The 23,577-nt window shown below is 56.3% G+C and carries 9 protein-coding genes; 5 read left to right on the forward strand and 4 right to left on the reverse strand.

The window, feature by feature from the left end:
- Positions 1-1,976: bifunctional tRNA (5-methylaminomethyl-2-thiouridine)(34)-methyltransferase MnmD/FAD-dependent 5-carboxymethylaminomethyl-2-thiouridine(34) oxidoreductase MnmC (gene mnmC / locus DBR00_RS11085; protein WP_256582992.1), on the forward strand; the 1,976-nt coding region annotated here is incomplete at its 5' end.
- 97 nt (positions 1,977-2,073) lie between these two features.
- Here the strand turns inward: mnmC and rlmKL are convergent.
- Entirely contained in the window at positions 2,074-4,347 is a 2,274-nt protein-coding gene (gene rlmKL, locus DBR00_RS11090) for a bifunctional 23S rRNA (guanine(2069)-N(7))-methyltransferase RlmK/23S rRNA (guanine(2445)-N(2))-methyltransferase RlmL (RefSeq protein WP_108488215.1), read from the reverse strand.
- A gap of 425 nt (positions 4,348-4,772) precedes the next feature.
- Here rlmKL and rmf point away from each other — a divergent pair, with 425 nt between their 5' ends.
- A complete protein-coding gene (rmf, locus tag DBR00_RS11095; RefSeq protein ID WP_090255928.1) occupies positions 4,773-4,988 on the forward strand; it encodes a ribosome modulation factor in 216 nt (71 codons plus the stop codon).
- Between the two features lie 170 nt (positions 4,989-5,158).
- Here the strand turns inward: rmf and DBR00_RS11100 are convergent, their stop codons facing one another.
- The gene (locus DBR00_RS11100; protein WP_108488216.1) at positions 5,159-6,193 is read right to left on the reverse strand and encodes a quinone-dependent dihydroorotate dehydrogenase; all 1,035 of its coding nucleotides are present in this window, start codon (positions 6,191-6,193) and stop codon (positions 5,159-5,161) included.
- Between the two features lie 90 nt (positions 6,194-6,283).
- On the reverse strand, positions 6,284-6,505 hold the full coding sequence (locus tag DBR00_RS11105) for a DUF2835 domain-containing protein (RefSeq protein WP_108488223.1): 222 nt from the start codon (positions 6,503-6,505) through the stop codon (positions 6,284-6,286).
- Positions 6,506-6,730: 225 nt separating this feature from the next.
- Here DBR00_RS11105 and DBR00_RS11110 point away from each other — a divergent pair, with 225 nt between their 5' ends.
- Entirely contained in the window at positions 6,731-7,609 is an 879-nt protein-coding gene (locus DBR00_RS11110) for a DUF6685 family protein (protein ID WP_108488217.1), read from the forward strand.
- A gap of 113 nt (positions 7,610-7,722) precedes the next feature.
- On the opposite strand, the gene DBR00_RS11115 is transcribed toward DBR00_RS11110, so the two are convergent.
- Complete coding sequence (locus tag DBR00_RS11115) at positions 7,723-19,599, reverse strand: retention module-containing protein (RefSeq protein WP_146180688.1); 11,877 nt, start codon at positions 19,597-19,599, stop codon at positions 7,723-7,725.
- Positions 19,600-20,037: 438 nt separating this feature from the next.
- Between DBR00_RS11115 and DBR00_RS11120 the strand changes: the two genes are divergently transcribed.
- Positions 20,038-21,393, forward strand: coding sequence for a TolC family outer membrane protein (locus tag DBR00_RS11120; protein ID WP_108486401.1), 1,356 nt, complete (start codon positions 20,038-20,040; stop codon positions 21,391-21,393).
- Between the two features lie 33 nt (positions 21,394-21,426).
- Positions 21,427-23,577: a type I secretion system permease/ATPase gene (locus DBR00_RS11125; protein ID WP_108486402.1), complete on the forward strand. Its 2,151-nt coding sequence runs from the start codon at positions 21,427-21,429 to the stop codon at positions 23,575-23,577.

The following is a 23,577-nucleotide window of genomic DNA, read 5'->3' on the forward strand; positions in this document are numbered from 1 at the left end:
TGCCCACCCCAGAAGCCCCCACCCAGCACGCACACCTTGAATGGGATGAGCAGGGCCAACCGCTGTCCAGCCAGTTCGCTGATGTGTACTTTTCCAACGAGAATGCGCTGGCCGAAACCCGCTATGTGTTTCTCGCCAACAACCAGCTGCCGGAACGTTTTGCCGCGCTGACGGCTCATCAGCAACTGGTCATCGGCGAAACCGGCTTCGGCACCGGGCTGAACTTCCTCTGTGCCTGGCAGCTGTTCGAGCAACACGCCACGGCAACTGCGCGCCTGCACTTTGTCAGCGTGGAAAAATACCCGCTACACAAAGCCGATCTGCAGCGCGCACTGGCGCTGTGGCCAGAGCTGACGCCCTACGCCGAGCCGTTGCTCACCCAATACGTGGCGCTGCATCCGGGCTTTCAACGGATCGTGCTGGCGGGTGGGCGCATCGTCCTGACGCTGCTGATCGGCGATGCGCTGACCCTCTTCGGGCAACTGGACGCCCAGGTCGACGCCTGGTTCCTCGACGGTTTCGCCCCGGCGAAAAACCCAGACATGTGGACGCCGGAGCTGTTTGCTCAACTGGCCAGGCTGTCCCACGGCGATACGACGCTGGGCACTTTTACCAGCACCGGTTATGTGCGCCGCCGGCTCAATGACGCCGGCTTCAAGATGAAGCGCGTACCGGGTCTGGGAAAAAAATGGGAAGTGCTTAAAGGCACTTTTATCGGCACCGCTGACTCGGCAGAAAAACCCTGGTTTGCACGCCCCACAACGGTCACAGGCGCACGCACAGCACTGGTGATCGGCGCGGGGCTGGCCGGCTGCGCCACCGCCGCCAGCCTGGCGCAGCGCGGCTGGCAGGTCACCTTGCTGGAGCGTCACCATGGCATCGCCCAGGAAGCCTCGGGCAATCCGCAAGGCGTGCTGTACCTCAAGCTGTCCGCCCATCACACCGCTCTGTCACGCTTGATTGTCAGCGGCTACGGCTACACGCGTCGTGTGCTGGAGCACCTTCACAAAGGACAGGACTGGGACAACTGCGGCGTGCTGCAACTGGCCTTTGATACCAAGGAAGCCCAGCGTCAGGCACAACTTGCAGCGGCTTTTCCCGCCGATTTGCTACTGGAACTGGCGCAAGCCGAGGCTGAGAATATAGCCGGCACAGCCCTGAGCAGTGGCGGCCTGTTTTATCCCGAGGCGGGCTGGGTTAATCCGCCGGCGCTGTGCCAGTGGCTGAGTCAGCAGCCCAGCATTGACCTGCAACTGCATCAGCAGGCGCTGGAGTTGCGTCGGGTTGACGACCAGTGGCACGCCTGGAACGGTGAGCAGTTGCTGGCCAGCGCCAGTGTGGTGATCCTGGCCAGTGCCGCCGAAATCAAAGGCTTTGAGCAGGCCGCGCACTTGCCGCTCAAACGTATTCGCGGCCAGATCACCCGCCTGCCTGCTACTGCCACCAGCCGCGCCTTGCGCACGGTGGTGTGCGCTGAAGGTTATATCGCACCGGTACGCGAAGACGAACATACCTTGGGCGCGAGCTTCGACTTCAACAGTGACGACCTGACGCTCAACAGCACTGATCATGCGAGCAATCTGCAGTTGCTGGGAGAAATCTCACCAGAACTGAGTCGCCAACTAAACGCCCCCGAACTCGACCCAGAGTACCTGCAAGGCCGCGCCGCGTTTCGCTGCACCAGTCCGGACTACCTGCCGATTGTCGGCCCACTGGCTGACGCTACGGCATTTGCCGACGCCTATGCCGTGCTGAGCAAGGATGCGCGCCAAGTACCCAACACACCCTGCCCGTGGCTCGATGGCCTGTATATCAACAGCGGGCATGGTTCGCGCGGGCTGATCACCGCGCCACTGTCCGGCGAGTTGATCGCCGCCTGGCTAAATAACGAACCGCTGCCCGTGCCTGTCGATGTGGCACAGGCCTGTCATCCGAATCGTTTTGCCTTGCGTTCGCTGATCCGCAATAAACCCTAGGTTGGGTCGCGCGGGCGTTCCGAGGCGCGCGGCGACAAAGCCCTACGGAGGCGGCCCCAATCGCAGCCAAAAGCCCCGCCCACAAGGCATGGCGATTTCAACCGCGCAGGCTAAACCGCCAAGCACGGTGGATTTTCGGGTTACGGGCAAAGTCCGGATCAAGGGTCGAGGCGCTGATTTCTTCCACCTGATAACGCGCGGCCAAGCTCTGATCGAGCTCAAACTTGCGGAAGTTGTTGGAGAAATACAGCACACCGTCTTTAGCCAGACGAGCCATGGCTAAGTCGAGCAGCTGCACGTGATCACGCTGCACATCGAAGATGCCTTCCATGCGCTTGGAGTTGGAGAAGGTCGGCGGATCGATAAAGATCAGTTCGTATTCACCACGGTCTTCGCCCAACCAAGCCATTACGTCGCCCTGCTCCAGACGGTTCTTGTCGGAGAAGCCATTGAGCGACAGGTTGCGCCGCGCCCAATCCAGGTAGGTTTTCGACAGATCGACACTGGTGGTGGTGCGTGCGCCGCCCTTGGCGGCATGCACAGTGGCGGTAGCCGTATAGCAGAACAGATTGAGGAAACGCTTACCGGCAGCCTCTTGCTGAATACGCAAACGCAGCGGCCGGTGATCGAGGAACAGGCCGGTGTCCAGATAATCGGTGAGGTTGACCAGCAGTTTCACGCCGCCCTCACTGACTTCCAGAAACTGCCCCTGCGTGGCCTGCCGTTGATATTGCTTGGTGCCACTCTGGCGTTCGCGGCGTTTGATCACCACCTTGTTCTTGTCGACGCCCAGCGCTTGCGGAATCGCGGCGATGGCATCAAACATGCGCGCCTTGGCTTTCTCAGGATCAATCGACTTGGGCGCGGCATATTCCTGCACATGCACCCAATCGCCGTACAAATCCACCGCCATGGCGTATTCCGGCATGTCGGCATCGTACAGGCGGTAGCACTCAACGCCCTCCTTACGCGCCCACTTGCCCAATTGCTTGAGGTTTTTCTGCAGGCGGTTGGCAAACATCTGCCCGCCTTCGCTCAAGCGCGCCTGTTCAACCACAGGCGCCGGTGCTGGCGCAGGTTTGATCGGATTGCCGTTCTTGTTGTACTGACGCTCCAGCGGCGCAAGCGGTGCCTTATCGACCTCGGCCTGTTCGCGCTCGCGTTCACGCTGCTCAGGGGTACGGCGCTCGCCCGTGACGAACTGCTCGGGCTGCACTTTGATCAGCAGCAACTTGCACGGCAACGCGCCGTTCCAGAAGGCGTATTGCTTGTGGCTGCGAATGCCCATGCGCTTGCCCAGGTCCGGCGCGCCGGTAAACACCGCTGCTTCCCAGCCCATGCAGGCCTGACGCAAACGCTCGCCGAGGTTCTGGTAGAGGTACAGCAAACTGGCCTCATCACCCAGGCGCTCGCCGTAGGGTGGGTTGCAGATCACCAGGCCTTTTTGGTTCTGATCCGGGCGCGGCTCGAAGGTCGCCACTTCCCCCTGATACACCTTGACCCAATCACCCATGCCGGCACGCTCGATGTTATTACGCGCCGGCTGAATCAGCCGTGGGTCGGCCTCATAACCGCGAATCCACAGCGGTGGTTTGGCCATGCCCGCTGCTGCGCGCTCTTCGGCCTCGGCATGGACTTTCTTCCACAAGGCGGGCACGTGGCCCAACCATTTGCTGAAGCCCCATTGCTCACGGGTCATGTTCGGTGCGATGTCGGCGGCGATCATCGCCGCCTCGACCAAGAAAGTACCCACGCCGCACATCGGGTCCGCCAGTGCACCACCTTCGGCAGCGATGCGTGGCCAGCCGGCACGGATCAATACGGCGGCAGCGAGGTTTTCCTTCAGCGGCGCGGCGCCCTGCTGGAGACGATAACCGCGCTGGTGCAGGCTATGGCCAGAGAGATCGAGGGAGAGAATCGCCTCGCCGCGATCCAGACGCAGGTGCACGCGCAGGTCCGGGTTGAGCTTGTCGACCGAAGGCCGTGTGCCGTCTTTCAGGCGCAGCTTGTCGACGATCGCATCTTTGACCTTCAGTGCGCCGAAATGAGTGTTATCGATGCCCGAGCCATTGCCACTGAACTCCACCGCCAGGCTGCCGCTGGATTCGAGGTGTTCGAACCAGTCCACTTCCAGTACGCCTTCATACAGGCTCTGAGCGTCTTGCACGCTGTAGCGCTTGAGCACCAACAGCACGCGGTTGGCCAAGCGCGACCATAAACACAAGCGATAGGCGGTTTCCATGTCGGCCATACCGCGAATGGCAGAGGTGTGCTCACGTGCGTCTTCAAGGCCGAGGCCGCTGGCTTCTTCAAGCAGCAGGCCTTCAAGGCCCTTGGGGCAAGTGAGGAAGAGTTCGTAACGATCCGACATGGGAGTTTCCAGTGCCTAAGGCAATCAACGGCGCGCAGACAAATCAGCACGGCCAAAATAAGTGACAAAGCGTCGCAACGCGACCCTTCGTCGGAATAAACAACAATCTCAATCGCTACACATTCGCGATAGCACAACACCAGCACACCCGACGCATACGCCCACAGCATAGGCGCTGCAGCGGAAAATCCAGGCGCTGGTCATGGCGGCTTATGGCCTGACCAGCAAAAAGGTTACGGCCTTATGACGAAACGGTCATTCACAGGCCCCCACGCATTCGTTAGAAATCTACTCAGGCCAGCACCGCAATGGTGCTTGCAAGGAGGCTCGCGACGCCGGCAGCGGACTCCGTAGGCAGACCATTTCTGCCTGACCTTGCTTCAAGGTCTAAGGGACATAACAGTCAACATTGAGGGCTTCACCCTATGAGAAGACTTAAGCGTGATCCGTTAGAAAGAGCTTTTTTGCGCGGCTATCAATATGGCATCAGTGGCAAATCCCGCGAACTCTGTCCATTTACCCTCCCCTCTGTCCGCCAAGCTTGGTTAAACGGCTGGCGCGAAGGGCGCGGTGACAACTGGGACGGCATGACCGGCACCGCCGGCATCCATCGCCTCAACGAACTTCACGCTGTCGGCTGATTCAGGAACCTACCGACTCACCATGCGCGCTCCATCCGAGCGGCGGGCGCGAGCCCAGGGGCTCCTTTAGGGAGCCCTTTTTATTGCCTGCCATTCATGGGAGCAACCCTTAGGGCCGTCGCGAAGCGACGTTAAAAATGGCTCCACGCCATTGTTTATTGACCCCAGGTTTAGGCCTGAGGCTTTTGCGGCAGCGCCGCAATCGCATCGACCGCTTCGCGGATCAATGCCGGCCCCTTGTAGATAAAGCCTGAGTAAATCTGTACCAGGCTGGCACCTGCGGCGATCTTCTCAGCTGCATGCTTGCCTTCGGTAATCCCGCCCACGGCGATGATCGGCAAACGGCCTTTCAACTCAGTGGCCAATACTTGAACAATGTGCGTGCTCTTCTCACGCACCGGTGCACCGGACAATCCACCGGCCTCGTCGGCACACTCCAGGCCATGCACACCCTCGCGGCCCAGGGTAGTGTTGGTGGCAATCACCGCATCCATACCGGCTTCAATCAGCGCATTGGCCACCTCGATGGTTTCCTCATCGCTCATGTCCGGCGCGATCTTGATCGCCAGCGGTACACGCTTGCCATACTGGACAGCCAGATCTTCCTGACGCTTACGCAGGGCTTCGAGCAATTGTCTAAGTGAGTCACCAAACTGCAGGCTGCGCAGTCCTGGGGTATTCGGCGAGCTGACGTTAACGGTGACGTAGCTGGCGTGTTGATAGACTTTGTCCAGGCACAGCAGATAGTCATCCACCGCGTTCTCGACTGGGGTATCGAAGTTCTTGCCGATATTAATGCCCAGCACGCCGTTGTATTTGGCTGCCTGCACACGGGCCAGCAGGTGATCGACGCCGTGGTTGTTAAAACCCATGCGATTGATGATCGCCTCAGCCTCAGGCAAGCGGAACAGACGTGGCTTGGGGTTACCCGGCTGCGGACGCGGCGTTACGGTGCCAATTTCCACAAAACCGAAGCCCAATTGTGCAAAGCCATCAATGGCGTCGCCGTTCTTGTCCAAGCCAGCCGCCAAACCGACCGGATTGGGAAAGTCCAGTCCCATCACCTTGACCGGCAGCGCGGCTGGGCTCTTGGTCACCAAGCCGTTAAGCCCCAAACGACCACCGGCACCGATCAAGTCGATGGACAGTTCATGGGAGGTTTCGGGGGAAAGTTTGAACAGCAGCTCGCGGGCCAGGGTATACATGGGCAGGCTTAGCTCGATAAAGTTACAAAGGCCGCGATTATAGCCGCCTGCGTAGCTGATAGGCGAGGCACACGGCACTATCAGCCCAGATCAGCCCAGGCGGCGCAGACTGAGTAACTCACCGGACAAGCTGAACTCAAGTTCGAAGGAACCATAGACACCGTCATGGGTCAGAAAGGGGCGGAAATGGTGAGCCGGCACACTGACACTCCGCCCGTCGCGACTTTGCACTAATATCCGGTTGGCACGCCCTTGATAAACCACGCGCAAGCGCTCGGCCGATAACGCAATATCAAACACCAGACTGGGCATGGAGGCACCTTTGCAACTGACTGCAGCAATCTTGCCACACACCGTGCGCCTGCCCGGTAAAAAATGGCCGGCATCCCTTCTTGGTACCACCTGCGGCGTCCTGTCGGACCGTCACCCATGCTATATAAACCTTAAAATACCTGCCCAAACCGCCGATAAAGCCTGTGCAGCGCCTTGCAGCGTCTGCCAAACTGCTTACGGTGATTATGGAGTTTGTACCTGGCCATGAGTTTGTCTGAGCAGCCTTCTACCCTCAGCTCACGCCTTGGTGCTTTGGCGCAACGGCTAGGCCTTATTGGTCGCGGGCAACGCCAGATACTTGAACGTGCCAGCCACCTACGCCTCCCCTTTAGCCCCCTGCCTGTCCCACGCCAAAACATCTGCTGGCAAAACGCTCCGCAGCTGCATCGCCTGGTCGATCTGCCCCGCAGTGCGTTGTCCGGACCGGTTCAGGAAGACAAGGCACAGGCTCACGCCATGCTCGTGCGCGTAGTAGAAGTCCATGAGCAGCCATTAAGCTCCTTCGATCTACGCCTGATTGATGGCCTCTCCACCTGCAGCCCACAACAAGCCGAGCAGCAGAGCTTCGAAACCTTTGCCGCCAGCGAGAGCTGTCGCCAAATTCGCATCATCAGCTACAAGGATTTCGTCAAAACCATCAGCCTCGCACTACCGCGTTTTTTAGCCGGTGAGTGCATCAGCCTGAGCCAGGCAAGCTGGCGCGGTGAGCGAGTGTTCTGGACTGGCGATCACCACAATGAGGCCTTCGCCTGTGCGATTGCCTATGCGCGGCGACGCGAGCTTGAGGTCAACTTGCCTGCGGTGATCAGTCATTACCACCTCAGCGAACAAGGTCTGAACAGCCTACAGCAGCGCTATCATGTACTGGCCATGCCCAATGCGGCCTGGAGTGACCCCGCCTTTATGGCCCTGCTGCTGGATAACGGCCTGCCTTATGCGCGCCTGTCACAACTTGGCGGTCCTGGGTCACCGGAGTTCCTTCTTCTTCCCAAACATTCAGCCGAAGCCACTGCCTTGGGGGAAGGCCTGCGTCTGGCCGGGGCACCCGACGTGGTGGGATATTTACAAAAACTGCACAGCTAGACCGAGCGTTACTCAAACACCCCTTAAACACATGGGATAAAAAACCGCCACCGGTCAGAGTGGCGGAAGTCTTCATGAAGGTGTCAAATCTGTTCCAACACCCGACCTGGTTATCACGCTACTTTCAAAGCATTGTCATCGAGCATTCCACTGATAATGGCCGCGGTGTCTGCACTGCCGTAATACGCACTGCTGGATAGATCCACACCCTCAAGCACGATCGTCTGATCGACAGCCCCTCCATCACCAGCTTTATCCACACTGATTGTCGTGCTGCCACTGGCAAAACCAAAACTCAGGTAGCTGCTCAATGCACTGGCTCCGGGCTGATCTGGGAGTCCCGAAAGCAGGTCTGAAAGATCCAGCATGTCAGAACCGATACCGTTAATGTCGACCGAGAAACCAAACACCCGATCCACACCACCCTCCTCTCCAGCGCGCCATACATAAGCATCCTTGCCGGCGCCACCGGTCAGTGTGTCGTTGCCCAGACCTCCAATCAGAATGTCATCGTCGGCATCGCCCAGCAGATTGTCATTACCGGCCCCTCCGAGTAGCGCATCACTGCCTGCGCCGCCATAGAGCTGATCATCGCCAGCACCGCCTTCAAGAATATCGTTGTTGTCATTACCGTTGAGGATATCGTCTCCAGCGCCTCCTACCAGGTGATCATTGCCCGAACCACCACTGAGGGTATCGTTTCCAGCGCCGCCATAGACGATGTCGTTGCCGTTCAGCCCATTCAGGGTGTCATTGACATCCTCACCCCCAATGAAATCACTGCTGTTCGAAGCTGTTGCAGGGTAATTATGATCCACCAGGTTAATGGTCAGTATCGCACTGGACGTGCTGCCATCAGCATCAACAATGCTGTAGAAAAAACTGTCCGATGCACCTGTGTGGTAGTCCTGCTGATGCTGTGTGTAGGTGTACTGGCCATTAGAGGCTATTTGCAGCGTGCCGTAGTCCCCAGCAATGCTTACCCCACCGACCACAACTGCAACACCGTCAACGGCAGTGACCTTGAGACCTGCATCGGCACCGGGTTGGTCATTGGCGAGTAGATTGCCACTCAGCATGGCTGCGACCCACATCAGTGCCGGTGCAGTAACGTTCACTGTTTGAGTACTAGGCTGGGTGTAACTGTAACTACTGTAAGAGAATCTACTGATATCAAGATCCGCACGGTTACTGGTGGAGTTATCGAACACTGTAAACCTTACGTAATAGGCTCCAGACTCGGTTATCCCGCCGATGGTTTTGTTCGCCACACTACCAGTCTGCCCCAGCAGCTCAGCAACAGGAGAAGAAGAACCGACTTTGAATACCTGAGCCTGCCAACGGTCGGCACTGTTGAAATCATTAACGGTGGCGTTAAAACGTATCTCAACTGGATGAGCCGTATCTGCAACGACAGTAAACCCTGACGAATCACTGGATTTCTGACCACCGTTGGGTGTGTTGGAAATATCACCACCTGTCAGGGACTGAGACACTGGAGTAACACTCCAGCTGCCGTCTACCTCAAACACTGCCGAGTAGAGATCATTGCCAATACCCACGGCCCAATGACCTTCGTTCAGACTGCGAACATCATTGACTGCAAGGGGAACACTGTCCGTTACATTGATAATCAGATCTGCACTGGAAGCATCACCATCGCTATCAGCAATCGTGTAGGTAATAACTTCCTGTACGCCTGAGACAACGTTACCTGGTGAGCTGTAATGATAAGAGCCTGTTTTATCGATGCTCAGCGTACCACCCAATGGGGTTTCGATAATCAGATCGCTGCCATTTGCCGGAACATTGAAAGTCACCATCGTGGTTGTGGAACCAACCACCAAGGTAGCGCCCTGCCCCTGATACTGGGCCAACAACGTCAGGTTGGCATTATCTACAGCAAAATTGATCTGGGTGAGCGTCACAGGCAAATCATTGCCTGGTAGGTCTTTCCCAGCCACGCTATCCACATCCAGAATCACGTTGCCATCAATTGTTCCGGGCACTGTCTCACCGAGCGCGGCAGAGAGTTCAGCCGGGTTCTGCACCAGTACAGCTTCCTCGCGAGCATTTGCGACTTCTTTGAGCTCATTCTCTGCATCGGAGCCGTCGGGGATTTGAATCCCGACGGCAATCACATCAATGCCATTACCATCGACAAAGCTCTGCCAGTCATCCGGCGCATCTGCACTGCTCGGGTTTGGCTCACCGTCAGACAGGAAGTAGACCTTGTGCTGGTAGCCCGCCAGGTACTCAGAGCCACCTGGGGTCATTTCATCCTCAATCTCACTGCGCGCCATATTCAGTGCAGCAGCGTAGTTAGTGCTGCCGCTGGCCCCCAGAGAACCATCGAGAATGGCCTGCTTGGCCGCAAGCAGATCATTGCCCTCATAGCGCAATGAGGCATTTTCGCTGAAGGCAATAAAGTTGATATTGAGCAGCCCCAGATCACCCAGTGCAGCATAGCTGTCAATCAAATTCACCAGCGCCTGTTTCGCTACCTGCAGCCGAGTTGTATTTTCCAGAGTACCGTCACCATCCAGATCGGCCTTAATGACGTCATCATCCATACTGCCTGAGCGGTCCAGAATCAGGGTGAGGCTGAATGGACGCAAACCACTTTCCTCAACACTGACGGTATTGTTCCGTGCCACCGGTGCACCATCCTCGATGCACACAGTCAGCTTGGCTTCAGAACTGCTGCCATCGGTATCTTTGACGCTATAGGTGAAGACCTCTTGGCTATCCCCTGCGACATTGGCGGGTGCACTGTAGGTATAAGTCCCGTCCCCCGCGACTTTGAGCAAGCCACCTTTAGGGGTGTCAATTAATCCAGTCGTGCCCCCCTCAACCTTGTAGGTGACCAGAAACTGTCCTGCGCCCAGATTGGCCACGCTATCGGCATCATTACCGCTACCATCCTGGTAAGCCGACGCGTCAGCAACAATGAAGCTGATATGTGTCACCGTAACCGGGCCGTCAGCTCCTGGTAGATCAGCGCCTGCCACAGCGTCCACATCGGTGATCAGGTTACCCGTAACCGGATCAGGCACAGTGGCATCGAGAGCGGCAGATAATTCATCTGGATTCTGCACCAGCACGGCCTCTTCAGTGCCATTGGCGACCTCTTTGAGTTCTCCTTCCGCATCAGAGCCGTCAGGGATTTGAATACCCACAGCAATGACGTCAATGCCATTACTGTCGACGAAGGGTTTCCAACTGGCCGGGGCATCGTTACTGCTTGGGTACGGCTCACCGTCAGAGAGGAAGTAGACCTTGTGCTGATAACCGGGGAGGTATTCGCCACCGGGGCTCAGTTCATCTTCAAGATCACTTTTCGCCAGGTTCAGTGCAGCTTCGTAATTAGTCGTGCCATTGGGGCTCAGACCGGGATCAAGGATCGCCGCTTTGGCAGCCGCCGCATTGCTTCCTTCATAAAGCATGCTGGCGTTGCTACTGAAACCAATGAGATTGAAATTAACGGGTACACCCAGCGACACATAGCTATCAATCAAATTGACCAATGCCTGCTTCGCGACTTGCAACCTGGAAACCGTATCAAGGTCACCATCACCGTCAATATCGGCCTCTACCAAGGAAGACATACTGCTGGATCGATCGATAATCAGGGTGACACTGAACGGTGGCAACCCCGTTTCTGGAACGCAGATCGAATTATCCTTAGCGATCGGTACGTCATCGACAATGTCGATAGTTAGCTTGGCCGGCGCAGAGGTTTCTGATGCGTCACGGGTGGTCAACGTAAACTCATCCTGCTCAGGGCCAGGTACATTCTCGGTGCGCTCCGTCAACTCATAACGGTATTGCGCAACACCTGTCTCCGTGTCGTAAGCCGTTATAGTCAGAGTGCCGTGATTCCCAATTATTGGGTTGTTAGTGCCCAGAGCGCCGATCAGGATTTCCTGTCCATTTATGGTTACCGCCAGGATCTCACTCAGGCCATCGGGGTCAGAGACCTTGAATGTACCCACAGCAAACTCACTGCTACTCAATGCTTCAGTTCCGCTGCCATCAAGCCCCGCTTCGAAGACTTGGTTACTCACCGGATCAACACTAATTTCTGGAGCACTGTTATTGCCCACAATAGTGATGGTCAGCTTGGCGGTAGAAATATCCCCGTCCGCATCACGCATGCTGTACTTCAGACTCTGGGCGATGGTCTGACCATCAAGCAGGTTGATGACATCCGTATCGCTGTTGTCCAGAACAAAGCTATAGCCACCACTGGCATGGTTAAGCACCAGAGTTCCGTAGCGGGCCAATTCGGCTATCGCTGCGCCATTGGCAGCATTATCCCAGGCCACAAAAACCTTGCCGCCATCATTACCAGCAGCATCATTGTCCAGAACGCTCCCAGAGACTTGGCTAGCCGCCGCACTGCCTTCCACCAGCTCGGTTGGATTGTCATCAACGGCCAATGGCCCATCATCCCTGAAGCTGACGACCTTGCCGATGTCGAGGTTAGCGCTGCGGGTATCTCCATCGCCGTCAGTAACAGTGGCTTTCAGGCTGACATACCCTGCGCCAAGGAATTTGGCTTCATTCGCATCACCGGTGGGGTGCATTACCGCGCGCACTTGATTCAAGGTGACAGTGCCGCCAGCATCCACCGAAAGGGTAAACACCAGTTCACCATTTGTGCCCGCGCGCCCTTCTATTACGCCAGCAGGATTGACACCGAGCACGACAGGCTTGTTAGTGAGCGTGTCAACCAGACCGGTGGTAGTGGTTTGTACGGTCAGCTCATAATCGACTTTCTTCAGGCCATCGGCGCCAGCCTGAACATTGAATACACCGTTGAAATTGGCCTTGGCATCAACATCGAAATTCGATTCGTCAACCTGCAACGATGAACCCCAGGTAACACTGGTGCTGACATCGTTGTAGTCGTAGTCAGACGTTTCAGTCTTGTCTTCCCAGTTCTGATTCCCTGCGTTGCTGGTGTCTTGCAGGTGTGAACCGCCAGGATTGAGCCCAGCTGCGCTGAACAGCACATTGGCACCATCTGCGCCGGTCAGCGGGTTCCCACCTAGCATCGCGGTCCATTTGCCTTCAATCAGTTTGAAGGTCAGGTCAGTATTATTAGCCAAGCCTGGGTTGACCCCACCATTCGGGATGATGAAGAAGCCAACACTGTTGGGGTCCAAACCATTCAGGCTGGCGGTATCGCCTGCCTCTTGATCGTGCACATTTGCCCAGATCACTTTGCCGCTGATGGGGGAACCATCAGGGCCTTTTATATAATACCCGTAACTATTGGCGTAACCCGCATCCGTGCCATAGAAAGTGACATAGGAGCCCGTATCAATGTTGCCGGCCTGGATGGTGGGGGTGTCATCATCAATCGTGACGACCAGAGAACCATCAACATGGTCATCGTCACCGTCAGTTACCCTGTAGCCAATATTAAGGGTTATGTTGTCTTCGGTATCCGCAACAGGGTGCATCAACGGTTTCAACAGATTGACGGTATAAGCCCCCGTAGCCGGATTGGTCAGCGTTACGTTAACCAGAAGCCCGCGAACACTGCTGATACTCAGCGTGTTTGTGGCTGCATGCCAGGTTGAGGTAACAGCTTCACTGCCCAGACTAAGTGGCCCGCTGAGCACAATGCTCTTGAGTCCATCAGCCCCTGCACTGTAACCCAGAGAACCGCTGATACTGGTCAAGGCTTCCGCAACATCAGCGTCACCGCCATTGATGCCACCCGGCAAGCCTTCATCGTCCAGGGGTTTGGCCGCAGTGACATGACTGGCCGTTGGCGTGTCGTCATCCACGTCGATCTGCAACATACCGTTAGCGTAATCACCGTCCTTGTCGGTAACGCGGTAGTTCAAGGTAAAGCCGATATTGTTCTCGTTGTTACCAGCCTCATGGCGAATGGCTGCTAACTGGATAACCCGGTATTCGCCCGTGATGATATCCAACTCGATACGCAGTACATCGGTGCTGCCCTGCTTGATCAAGAGGTCGTCACCATCCTTCACATAGCTGAAACCAGCTGGGGCTGTTCCACTTTCAAGCAGCTGCACACTGCCCGCGCGATCTGCTCCAAAATCATGCCCGAGAATGCCCTGCAAGGGCGAAACGCCATCGTCGCCAGTGCCGCCAGGCAACCCAGCCGGGAGATCATCGTCATCCAATTGCACAAGGCTGTTTGGCGTCGAACGCGGACCATCATCGCGGAAACTGATCACTGCCCCCAGGTCGATGCTGGCATTGGCAGAGTCTCCGTCCTTATCTAAAACTGTGGCGGTGAGTGAGATATGACCTAAGCCAAGGAACCTGGCCTCATCAGGATCTACTGTGTTGTGAAAAATTGCGCGCTGTTGGTCGAGGGTGACTTTACCCGCGGTATCAACGCTGAGTTTGAATACCAGCTCACCGCTACCCGCCGTGCGCCCTTCAAGTACACCAGACTCATTGACACTCAACATCACGGCTTGATTGGTAAGGGTATCGACCAGCCCACTGTCACTGTCGTTGACATCGAATTGGTAGCTCAGGCGTTGCAGCCCATCCGCTCCGGGCTGCACATTGAAGACGCCGCTAAAATTGGCACTGACATCAATATCCAGGCGTGTTTCATCAACCTGCAGCTGCAAGCCACTGCCCCAAGTGACATTTGTGCTGACGTCGTTGTAGTCATAATCAGAGCCAGTGGTCACATCCTCCCAGTTCTGATTGCCAACGCCGCTGTTGTCCTGCAGGTGTGAGCCACCTGGATTGAGGGCGGCATCACTGAACAAGACATTGGCCCCCAAATCACCGGTCAACGCCGTTGAGCCAAGGAACGCTGTCCATTTACCCGCCACCTGCTGGAACGTCAGTTCAGCACCATTGATCAAGCCGCTATTGGCGCCGCCATTGGGGATGATGAAGAAGCCGACTTGGGCCGGGTTGAGTCCAGCCAGGCTAGAGGTATCGCCATCGACCTGATCCTGCACATTGGCCCAGATTACTTTCCCAGTCTGTGGCGTGCCATCGGCGCCCTTGATGTAGTAGCCATAACTATTGGCATAGCTGGCATCAGTGCCGTGATACGTCACAAACGAATCGGTAGAAAGGTAGCCTGCCTGAATGGTCGGCGTGTCATCGTCGATACTAACTACCAGTGAACCGGTCGCTGTGTCGTTATCACCGTCCGTCACCTTGTAGCCAATATTCAGGGTGATATTGTCCTCAGTGCCACTTGCGGGGTGCATCAACGGTTTCAACAGGTTGATGGTGTAGGCACCGGTAGCGGGATTGGTCAATACAACGGTCACCAGCGAGCCACGTGAGCTGCTAATGGTTAGCGTATGACTCACGGCATCCCAGCTGGAAGAAACCGTTTCAGTGCCCAGCGTTGCCGGCCCACTGAGAGCAAGTGACTTCAAGCCATCAGCCCCTGCTGCAAACACCAGATTACCGCTGGTGCTCGTAGCGGCTCCTAGGGTGTCTGCCGGGCCACCATTGATCCCACCAAGCAGGCCTTCGTCATCCAGCACAAGCGCAGCCGTGGTTTGACCGGCGCTTGGGGCGTCATCCTCGAAGCGAATCACATGGCCGATATCGACTTTGTCCACCGCGACATCACCATCACCATCAGTAATGGTCAATACGGCCTTGATCTTGCCGCTGAGTGTCCGGGCTTCATCAGCACTGCCGCTATCAAGGTGCTGAATGGAAATGTACTGCGCCACACTCAACTTGCCGTCACTGCCAATTGCAACGGCAAAGGCAGCTTTTCCGTTCTCGCTGCCACCATCCACTCGGCCGACGACAAGTGAGCCTTCAACACTCAAGCGAATGGTAAAACCGTCAGTCGTCTTCAGACCGGAATCTTGCCCATTACTCCCCTGCAGAGCCAGGCTAAGCACGGACGTCGCACCTTCCTCGTCCTGGCCGACAGAACTCCCTGCCGTACTCACCACTGAAGTGGCGCTTTGCGCATAACCGGTTGTACCGAGATCAGTGCCCGGATGCATTACACCACTGAACAAGGCAGACAGATCCGCCACGTCGTTATCATCTGCATCCCCCACAATTGAGGGAGTCAGCACTGCATTCTGCAGGCCTGCTGACTCGTCATGGGTCACAGACGCATTCCGTACCAGGCTGATGCAAGCGGTGGGGCCGTCATCCTCAAAACGGATCACGCTGCCAATATCAACTGTATCGACCGCTACATCATCGTCGCCATCGGTCACTGTAACCACGGCGAGAATCTTGCCAGCTAGTGTTTCGGCATCGTCGTAGTTGCTACCACCGAGCGAATGCCGCAGCGACACATACTGAGCCAGGCTCAATGAACCGTCTGCGCCAATAGCTATCGCAAACGCAGCCTTGCCAGTATCGCCGCCACCAACAATACGCCCAACGACCAAGGCACCCTCTAGATGCAGCGTAATGGTGTGGCCGTCAGTGGTTTTCAGGCCAGAGTCTGTTCCATTGCCATTTTTGACCAGCAAGCTGAGCTGGGTGGTAGCCCCCTCTTCATCCTCGCCATAGCTGCTGCCCTGGGTCGTCACTACAGGCGTCGTGCTTTTGGCATAACCGGTGGGGGTGATATCAGTGCCTTTATTGGCCACACCGTTAAACGCTGACAGGAACGCCACATCATCATCGCCGATATCACCGGGCGTCCAGGTCGTCCAGAAGTTCTGCAATCCGGCCGTTTCATCGTGGGTGACGTCGACCCACGGGCCTTTGAGATTAATGTTCGCGCTGGGGCCATCATCCTCGAAACGAATAGCGCTACCGATCTGGACCTTGTCGATCGCAACATCGCCATCACCATCGGTCACCGTCAGTACTGCCTGCACTTTGCCTGCGAGACTTATCGCTTCGTCATAGCTACTGCCACCGGTAGGATGCTGCAGCGAGACATATTGCGCCACGCTGATCGTTCCATCCGCGCTGATGGCAACAGCAAAGGCTGCCTTGCCATTATCTGGCCCACCCACAATACGACCGACAACCAGGTCGTTTTCCATGTACAGCTTGATGGTGAAACCCGCAGTGGTTGTACGCCCAGAATCAACCCCATTACCCCCAACAATCGCCAGGCTGAGTTTTGAAGTAGCACCTTCCTGATCCTGGCCATAGCTGCTGCCAGCGGTACTTACCAAAGGACCATTGCTTTGCGCATAACCTTTAGGGGAAAGATCACCACCTCTGTTGACCACACTATTGAACAGGCCGGATACGCCATTACTGTCATGGTCATTGGCATCCTCAGGAGCAGCAGGTGTTGCGCTGGCATTCTGCAGCGCATGCGATTCGTCATGTACAACGACCGCCCCCTGAATCAGTTTGACGCTAGCAAGCGGGCCATCGTCCTCAAAACCGATCACATGGCCAATACTGACCTTATCCACTGCCACGTCACCATCGCCGTCGGTGACAGTCACGACTGCTTTGATCTTGCCAATCAGATTCACGGCTTCGTCATAACTGCTGCCACCAGCCGGGTGCTTCAGTGACATGTACTGGGCCACACTGATCGAACCATCGCCACCAATGGCCACCGCGAAGGCTGCTGGACCAACAGCGTCGCCACTGGCAACACGCCCCACGATCAACGCACCCTCAAGGTAGAGGTTGATCGGTTTGCCATCGGTGGTTCTGAGGCCCGAGTCACTGCCTTGGGCACCGCTCAGTTCCAGACTGAGCACAGTACTGCCCTTGCCATCCGCGCCATAACTGCTGCCGAAAGTACCGACAATTGGCGTCAGACTCCGGGCAAAACCAGCAGGATCAATGTCAGAGCCTTTATTGCTCACACCATCGAAAACAGAAGCTGAGCTGACATCATTGTCCCAGTCTCCCGGCTTCCACCAGGAAGTGAAGAAGTTCTGCTGCCCCGCACTTTCATCATGTACGACCTGTGCCCATGGACCTTTCAAATGGATGCATGCCTGCGGGCCATCGTCTTCAAAACTGAATGCCCCGGCAGCACCAAGGTCGATCGATGCGCTGTCGCTGTCGCCGTCACCATCGGTCACGGTCTGCGTCAGCAGCAGTGCATTTTCAGCCAACTTCAGCACTTCGCTGTCATCAGCATCCGCAGTGTTGTCATGCCAGATGTTATCCAGCAGATCCAAGGTCACAGCACCGCTGACTGGGTCGATAGTCAGGGTAAAGTAATCCACACCACCGGCACTGCCAGTGATGATATTGCCGAGTTGATTCAGAACAATGGGCTCGCCCTTGCCTTGCGGAGCATCCGCATTGACCGCAAACAGCCCGCTCGGCACATCCTCCCCGCTCAGCTCCAGGCTGTACACCGTGCCGGCATTGCCTGCGGCAGCACCATCAGCGCCGAACACACTGGAAAACTGCGACTGCACTATCTCGCTACTCAGGACAGCAGAAGCATTGCCATCGGAATAGACGCCACCTAGAACCGCCAGACTTTCATCCACCGGTTTAGCGACTAGCTGACGAGACTCTTCACTGAGTTGAGCCAATGGGCCATCGTCTTCAAAGCTGAATGCCCCGGCAGCGCCAAGGTCAATCGACGCGCTGTCGCTGTCGCCGTCACCATCGGTCACGGTCTGCGTCAGCAGCAGGACATCTTCCGCCAACCTCAGCACTTCGCGGTCATCGGCATCCGTGGTGCTGTCATGCCAGATGTTATCCAGCAGATCCAAGGTCACAGCACCGCTGACTGGGTCGATAGTCAGGGTAAAGTAATCCACACCACCGGCACTGCCAGTGATGACATTGCCGAGTTGATTCAGAACGATGGACTCGCCCTTGCCTTGCGGAGCATCCGCATTGACGGCAAACAGCCCACTCGGCACACCCTCCCCACTCAGTTCCAGGCTGTACACCGTGCCGGCATCGCCTGCGGCAGCACCATCGGCACCGAACACACTGGAAAACTGCAACTGCACAACAGCCGCGCTCAAGACCGCCGAGGCCACACCATCGCCCAAGGCACCGCCCAGGGTCTCCAGACTTTCGTCCACCAGGACAGAGGGCAACTCGCCAGCTTGCTCACTGACGGAAGCCACTGGTCCGTCATCATTGATGAGAACATCGATAAAGGCCGTTGGAGATACATCACCATCCAGATCAAACACGCGCACAGCAAAACGATCAGTGACCTGATCATCAGCGCCTGTAGCATTGGGATTGGTGTGATCGAACGTGTTGCCGGTCAGCGTATATGTCCAATTACCGGTTGCATCAACACTCAACGTGCCGTACTGGCCCTGTACAACACCACCAACGGTGACATCTATCCAGTTGCCATCAACGTCTTGAACCTGCAAAGCAGAAACGCCATCAGGCGAAGTGATGAGAATGCTGCCATTGGCCTGCTCAGCATTGCTTGCTGAGTTGCTCCCATTTTCCAGTCCCTCTTCATCCACCACCACCGGTCCTGCAAAAACAGTCCCGCCCACATCCTCGTACTGCACATCAACGGCTGGGCTGAAATCTGGCGCTTCATCAACATCAACAGGATCGGGGTCTGGGAACTCCGGTCCGTTATCCAAACCTTCGGTCGCAAAACCGATGATCGGATCCAAGGCTCCACCCGTTTCCCCCAGCAACACAAAAGAATGGCCACCGCCTGCGCCACCGGCACCACCTGCACCACCAGCGCCTGGACCAGCCGCAGTGGCTTCACCTTCCAGCGTAGGGTCTACGCCAGCCTCAATAGCGGCCTGCAGCTGCTCCACATCGGTCAATTCCCCATCGTTCGGGGTCGCCGGTGTCGAATCCGCATCAGAATTTGCCGGATTGCCACCTGCAGATACCATCTGCTCGATGAGGTTCAGACTGCTGTCACGCCCCAGCGTTAATTGCTGTCCATTGCTCATGGCAACCGCAATAGATCCAGCGACTCCAGTAACGATCTGCTCCCCTGCAAATACTCGATCACCATCACTGAGTGGCCGACGCGTTCCATCGCCAGCTACTGCATAGACTTCGCCGATAACCTGGCTGACGACACCAATCAAAGTAGCCATGATTCCATCCTCACTACAGCTGTCGACCACCGTCGACACGTATGCCAAAAAAGGCCGGAATACCTTTCAAGGAGAGAACAAAACCACTGGCCGATCACAACGACGTAAAACTTAAAAACTCTAACGACAAAAAAATGTCACCCCAACCCGCGCCGTTTACCGCACCAGCAAGATCCCGCCCCTTTGTGTATCTGACCGCTTGTTTTAGCCGCGTAAAACCCACGAAAAGCACGAAGTACACGGCTTCTGATTGAAAACAATGTGCTGGTTTTCGCAGTCTGCATAAGATTTTTTTCTCATATGCGTAGTAGCAATTTTTTCTTAGCTACGCTGAAAAGTGTTCTTAGCTATGAGGTTACAAACTCAGAACAAAACATCAGGGAAAAGAGCCATTTTTTTGGCGACTGGATTGATACTTTAATAAAGGAGAGTTACCAGATGCGCTCACTCAACCCTCTATGGAGCAGTATTGTGTTGGCCATGGCCTGTACACAGGCACAAGGCATAACGTTATCGGAAGCGATCCAAAGTACGCTGGACAACCACCCAGAAATTCATGCAGGCGTCAACAGCCGTCTTTCATCAGATGAAGAAGTCAAGATTGCCAAAGGCGGCTACCTCCCGACTGTTGACTTGTTGGTGGGCTATGGCCGTGAACATACCGACAGTCCCAGCACGCGAGCCTTGGGTAATCACAACACTGAAACACTGAACTACGGCACGTCGGAGTTACGCCTGCGGCAAATGCTGTTTGATGGGTTCAACACCCCCAATGAAGTTGAACGCACCAAAGCCGTGGTCAACTCTCGGGCTTACCGCCTGCTGGGTACATCTGAAAGTCTGGCATTGCGTACTGTTGAGGTGTATCTAGACCTGCTGATGCGCCGCGAAATGGTCGAGCTGGCCCGCAATAACCTGCAGGCTCACCAACGCATTAATGATCAGATCAGCCTGCGTAGTCAGCAGGGTGTAGGCAGTACGGCTGATCTCGATCAGTCTGAAGCGCGCCTGGCCCTGGCAGAAAACAATCTCTATACCGAAAAGGTCAACCTGGCCGATGCCGAAGCCAATTTCTTCAGCGCCGTTGGTCGTATGCCAGATGAACTGGACTCGCCCGCCTCACTGAAAGGCTCACTGCCAGCCACGCTTTCCGATGCGCGCCAAACGGTGATCGAGAACAACCCTTTCCTCAAGTCGGCACAAGCTGACGTGCACGCCGCTGAGAAGCAATATGAAGTCGCCAAATCCACCTTTTACCCACGCGTAGATCTCGAACTGGCCACCAATGCCGATAATGACACTCAAGGTGATGAGGGGCACACCAAGGGTTGGCGGGCCGCGGTGGTGATGAATTACAACTTGTTCAACGGTATGCGCGACAAAGCACGCCTGCAGTCAACCGCGCACCAGATCAATGAATCGATGGATATCCGCAACAACGCCCTGCGTGTACTCAACGAAAACCTTTCCCTGGCTTGGAACGCCATGGAGAACGCCCAGCTGCAAACCCCGAAAGCCCGCGATTATGCGGATTACACCCAACGCGTCCGCGAAGCTTATCAACAGCAGTTCAGTCTCGGTCAACGTACCCTGCTCGACCTGCTCGACAGTGAGAACGAGCTGTTCACTGCCAACCGTCGCTACACCGAAGTGCGTTTTCTCGAAGAGTTTTCCATGTACCGCGTAACCACTGCGATGGGGGATCTGTTGCGGCAGCAACAAGTAGTCGTACCGGTAGAAGCAGTAGCCCTCACCGAAGTGAAAAGTGAGGCGCGTCTGCCGGACATGAAGTAGAACCGGCATAAGGAGTAGTAGACCTTGACCACCATGGAACGGCCAGGGCCAGCCAGCGATCCACGCCTCAACCACGATGACCCGCTGCTAGATGGCTTGTTGATTCTTTGCAAACTCCACGGTTGTTCAGCCAGCCGTGGCAGCCTGAGTGCTGGCCTGCCATTACCTGAGCAGCGCCTGACTGCCGATCTACTGCCACGAGCTGCAGCAAGAGCGGGATTGCAGGGACGCCTTCTGCAACGCGACCTGACAAGCATCTCGACCCTCAACCTGCCGGTATTACTGTTATTAAAAAACGGTCGCAGTGCCGTTTTGCGACAGTGGGGGCCTAATAATCAAGCGCAGATTTTACCGTGCGAAGCTGATGGCGGCGAACAGTGGGTCAGCCTCGAACAGCTTAAAGCGGAATACAGCGGTAAAGCGTTTTTCGCCCGTCCACGGCATGAACTGGAAGAAACACGAAACCCATTGGTGCCGCGAATTGAAGCCTGGTTTCGTGACACCCTCAAGTTGTCACGCTGGCTGTACACCGACGCCATTCTCGCCAGCCTGCTGATCAACCTGCTTGGCCTCATGGTGCCGCTTTTTGTCATGCAGACCTACGACCGTGTCGTACCCAATCAGGCAACCTCGACGCTGTGGGTTTTAAGTATCGGCTTGCTGATCGGAATGGGCTTTGAACTACTGCTGAAAGTCCTACGCTCGCACCTGCTCGATACGGCCGGAAAAAAAACCGATGTCGTACTCTCGGCAACACTCTTCGAGCGAATAACCGGCATGTCCATGAAGGCCCGGCCGGCGACCATTGGTGGTTTTGCGCAGAGTATTCATGACTTCCAGGGATTACGAGAGTTTCTTACCGCCGTAACCCTGACCAGCCTGATCGACCTGCCGTTCTCGATTTTGATGATTGTGGTGATCTGGCTTATTGGCGGCTGGTTGGTTGCCATCCCCTTGCTGGCTTTCCCAATTACAGCCTTGTTTGCCTTCATCATTCAGGCCCGAATGCGCGATACGGTTGAGAAAAGCCTGCAATTGGCCTCACAACGCCAGGCACTGCTGATTGAAACACTTGGCGGCTTGGAAACACTCAAAGCCTGCAGCGCGGAAAGTGAGCGCCAACACCAATGGGAGAAAACCCACGGCGCACTCACCCGTCTGGATGTACATGCCCGCTCTCTGGCCGCCATAGCCACCAACGGTACCCTGTTTCTGCAACAGTTTGCCGGTATGGCCACCATCATCTGCGGGGTGTACATCATTATTGCCGGCAACCTCAGCGTAGGCGCTCTGGTCGCCTGCTATATGCTGGGAAGCCGTATTCTTGCGCCCTTGGGGCAGATTGCCGGACTTATTACCCGCTATCAGCAAGCGCGCCTGACCATGACCAGCACCGACGCGCTGATGGCCTTACCCCAGGAACGTCAGTCGAAACAGCGCCCATTGGATCGTACCCAATTACACGGTGCCCTCGATGTACGTGACGTGACCTTCAACTACCCTGGGCAAAGCACCCCTGCCCTGGCCGGCGTAAGCCTGCGTATGACAGCTGGCGAGCGGATTGGCATCATCGGCCGCAGCGGCTCTGGCAAGAGCACGCTTGCCCGCCTGGTAATGGCCTTCTACAGCCCGGACAAAGGGCAGATTCTGCTCGACAACCTCGACCTGCGTCAGCTTGATGTAGCCGATCTGCGCCACCAGATTGGTTATGTCGCTCACGATTTGCCATTGCTCGCTGGAAGCCTGCGCGACAACCTGACGCTAGGTGCCCGCTACGTCAGTGATGCGCGCATGCTTGAAGTGGCCGAGTTAACCGGTGTCGTTGACTTGGCGCGGCAACACCCACAAGGCTTTGACCGCCCGGTGGGTGAACGCGGTCAATTGCTTTCTGGCGGCCAACGGCAAGCCGTACTGATGGCCCGTGCGTTGCTACTCGATCCTCCCATCCTGTTGCTCGATGAACCCACCAGTGCAATGGACAATACGAGCGAAGAAATTCTGCGTAACCGCCTGCAAACCTTCGCTCAGGGCAAGACCATGCTGCTCATTACCCACCGCGCTTCCATGCTCAGCCTGGTTGATCGCCTGGTGGTACTGGATAACGGCCACATTGTTGCGGACGGCCCGAAAGAAGCAGTGATTGAGGCGCTACGCAAAGGTCGAGTAGGCCCAGCAGCGGTATAG

The organism is Pseudomonas sp. HMWF032 (genome assembly GCF_003060885.1).
Taxonomy (GTDB): domain Bacteria; phylum Pseudomonadota; class Gammaproteobacteria; order Pseudomonadales; family Pseudomonadaceae; genus Aquipseudomonas.

Coding starts and splice junctions, on each gene's coding strand:
- rlmKL (WP_108488215.1), bottom strand. CDS start 4,347: ATGTCGGATCGTTACGAACTCTTCCTCACTTGCCCCAAGGGCCTTGAA.
- rmf (WP_090255928.1), top strand. CDS start 4,773: ATGAGAAGACTTAAGCGTGATCCGTTAGAAAGAGCTTTTTTGCGCGGC.
- DBR00_RS11100 (WP_108488216.1), bottom strand. CDS start 6,193: ATGTATACCCTGGCCCGCGAGCTGCTGTTCAAACTTTCCCCCGAAACC.
- DBR00_RS11105 (WP_108488223.1), bottom strand. CDS start 6,505: ATGCCCAGTCTGGTGTTTGATATTGCGTTATCGGCCGAGCGCTTGCGC.
- DBR00_RS11110 (WP_108488217.1), top strand. CDS start 6,731: ATGAGTTTGTCTGAGCAGCCTTCTACCCTCAGCTCACGCCTTGGTGCT.
- DBR00_RS11115 (WP_146180688.1), bottom strand. CDS start 19,599: ATGGCTACTTTGATTGGTGTCGTCAGCCAGGTTATCGGCGAAGTCTAT.
- DBR00_RS11120 (WP_108486401.1), top strand. CDS start 20,038: ATGCGCTCACTCAACCCTCTATGGAGCAGTATTGTGTTGGCCATGGCC.
- DBR00_RS11125 (WP_108486402.1), top strand. CDS start 21,427: ATGGAACGGCCAGGGCCAGCCAGCGATCCACGCCTCAACCACGATGAC.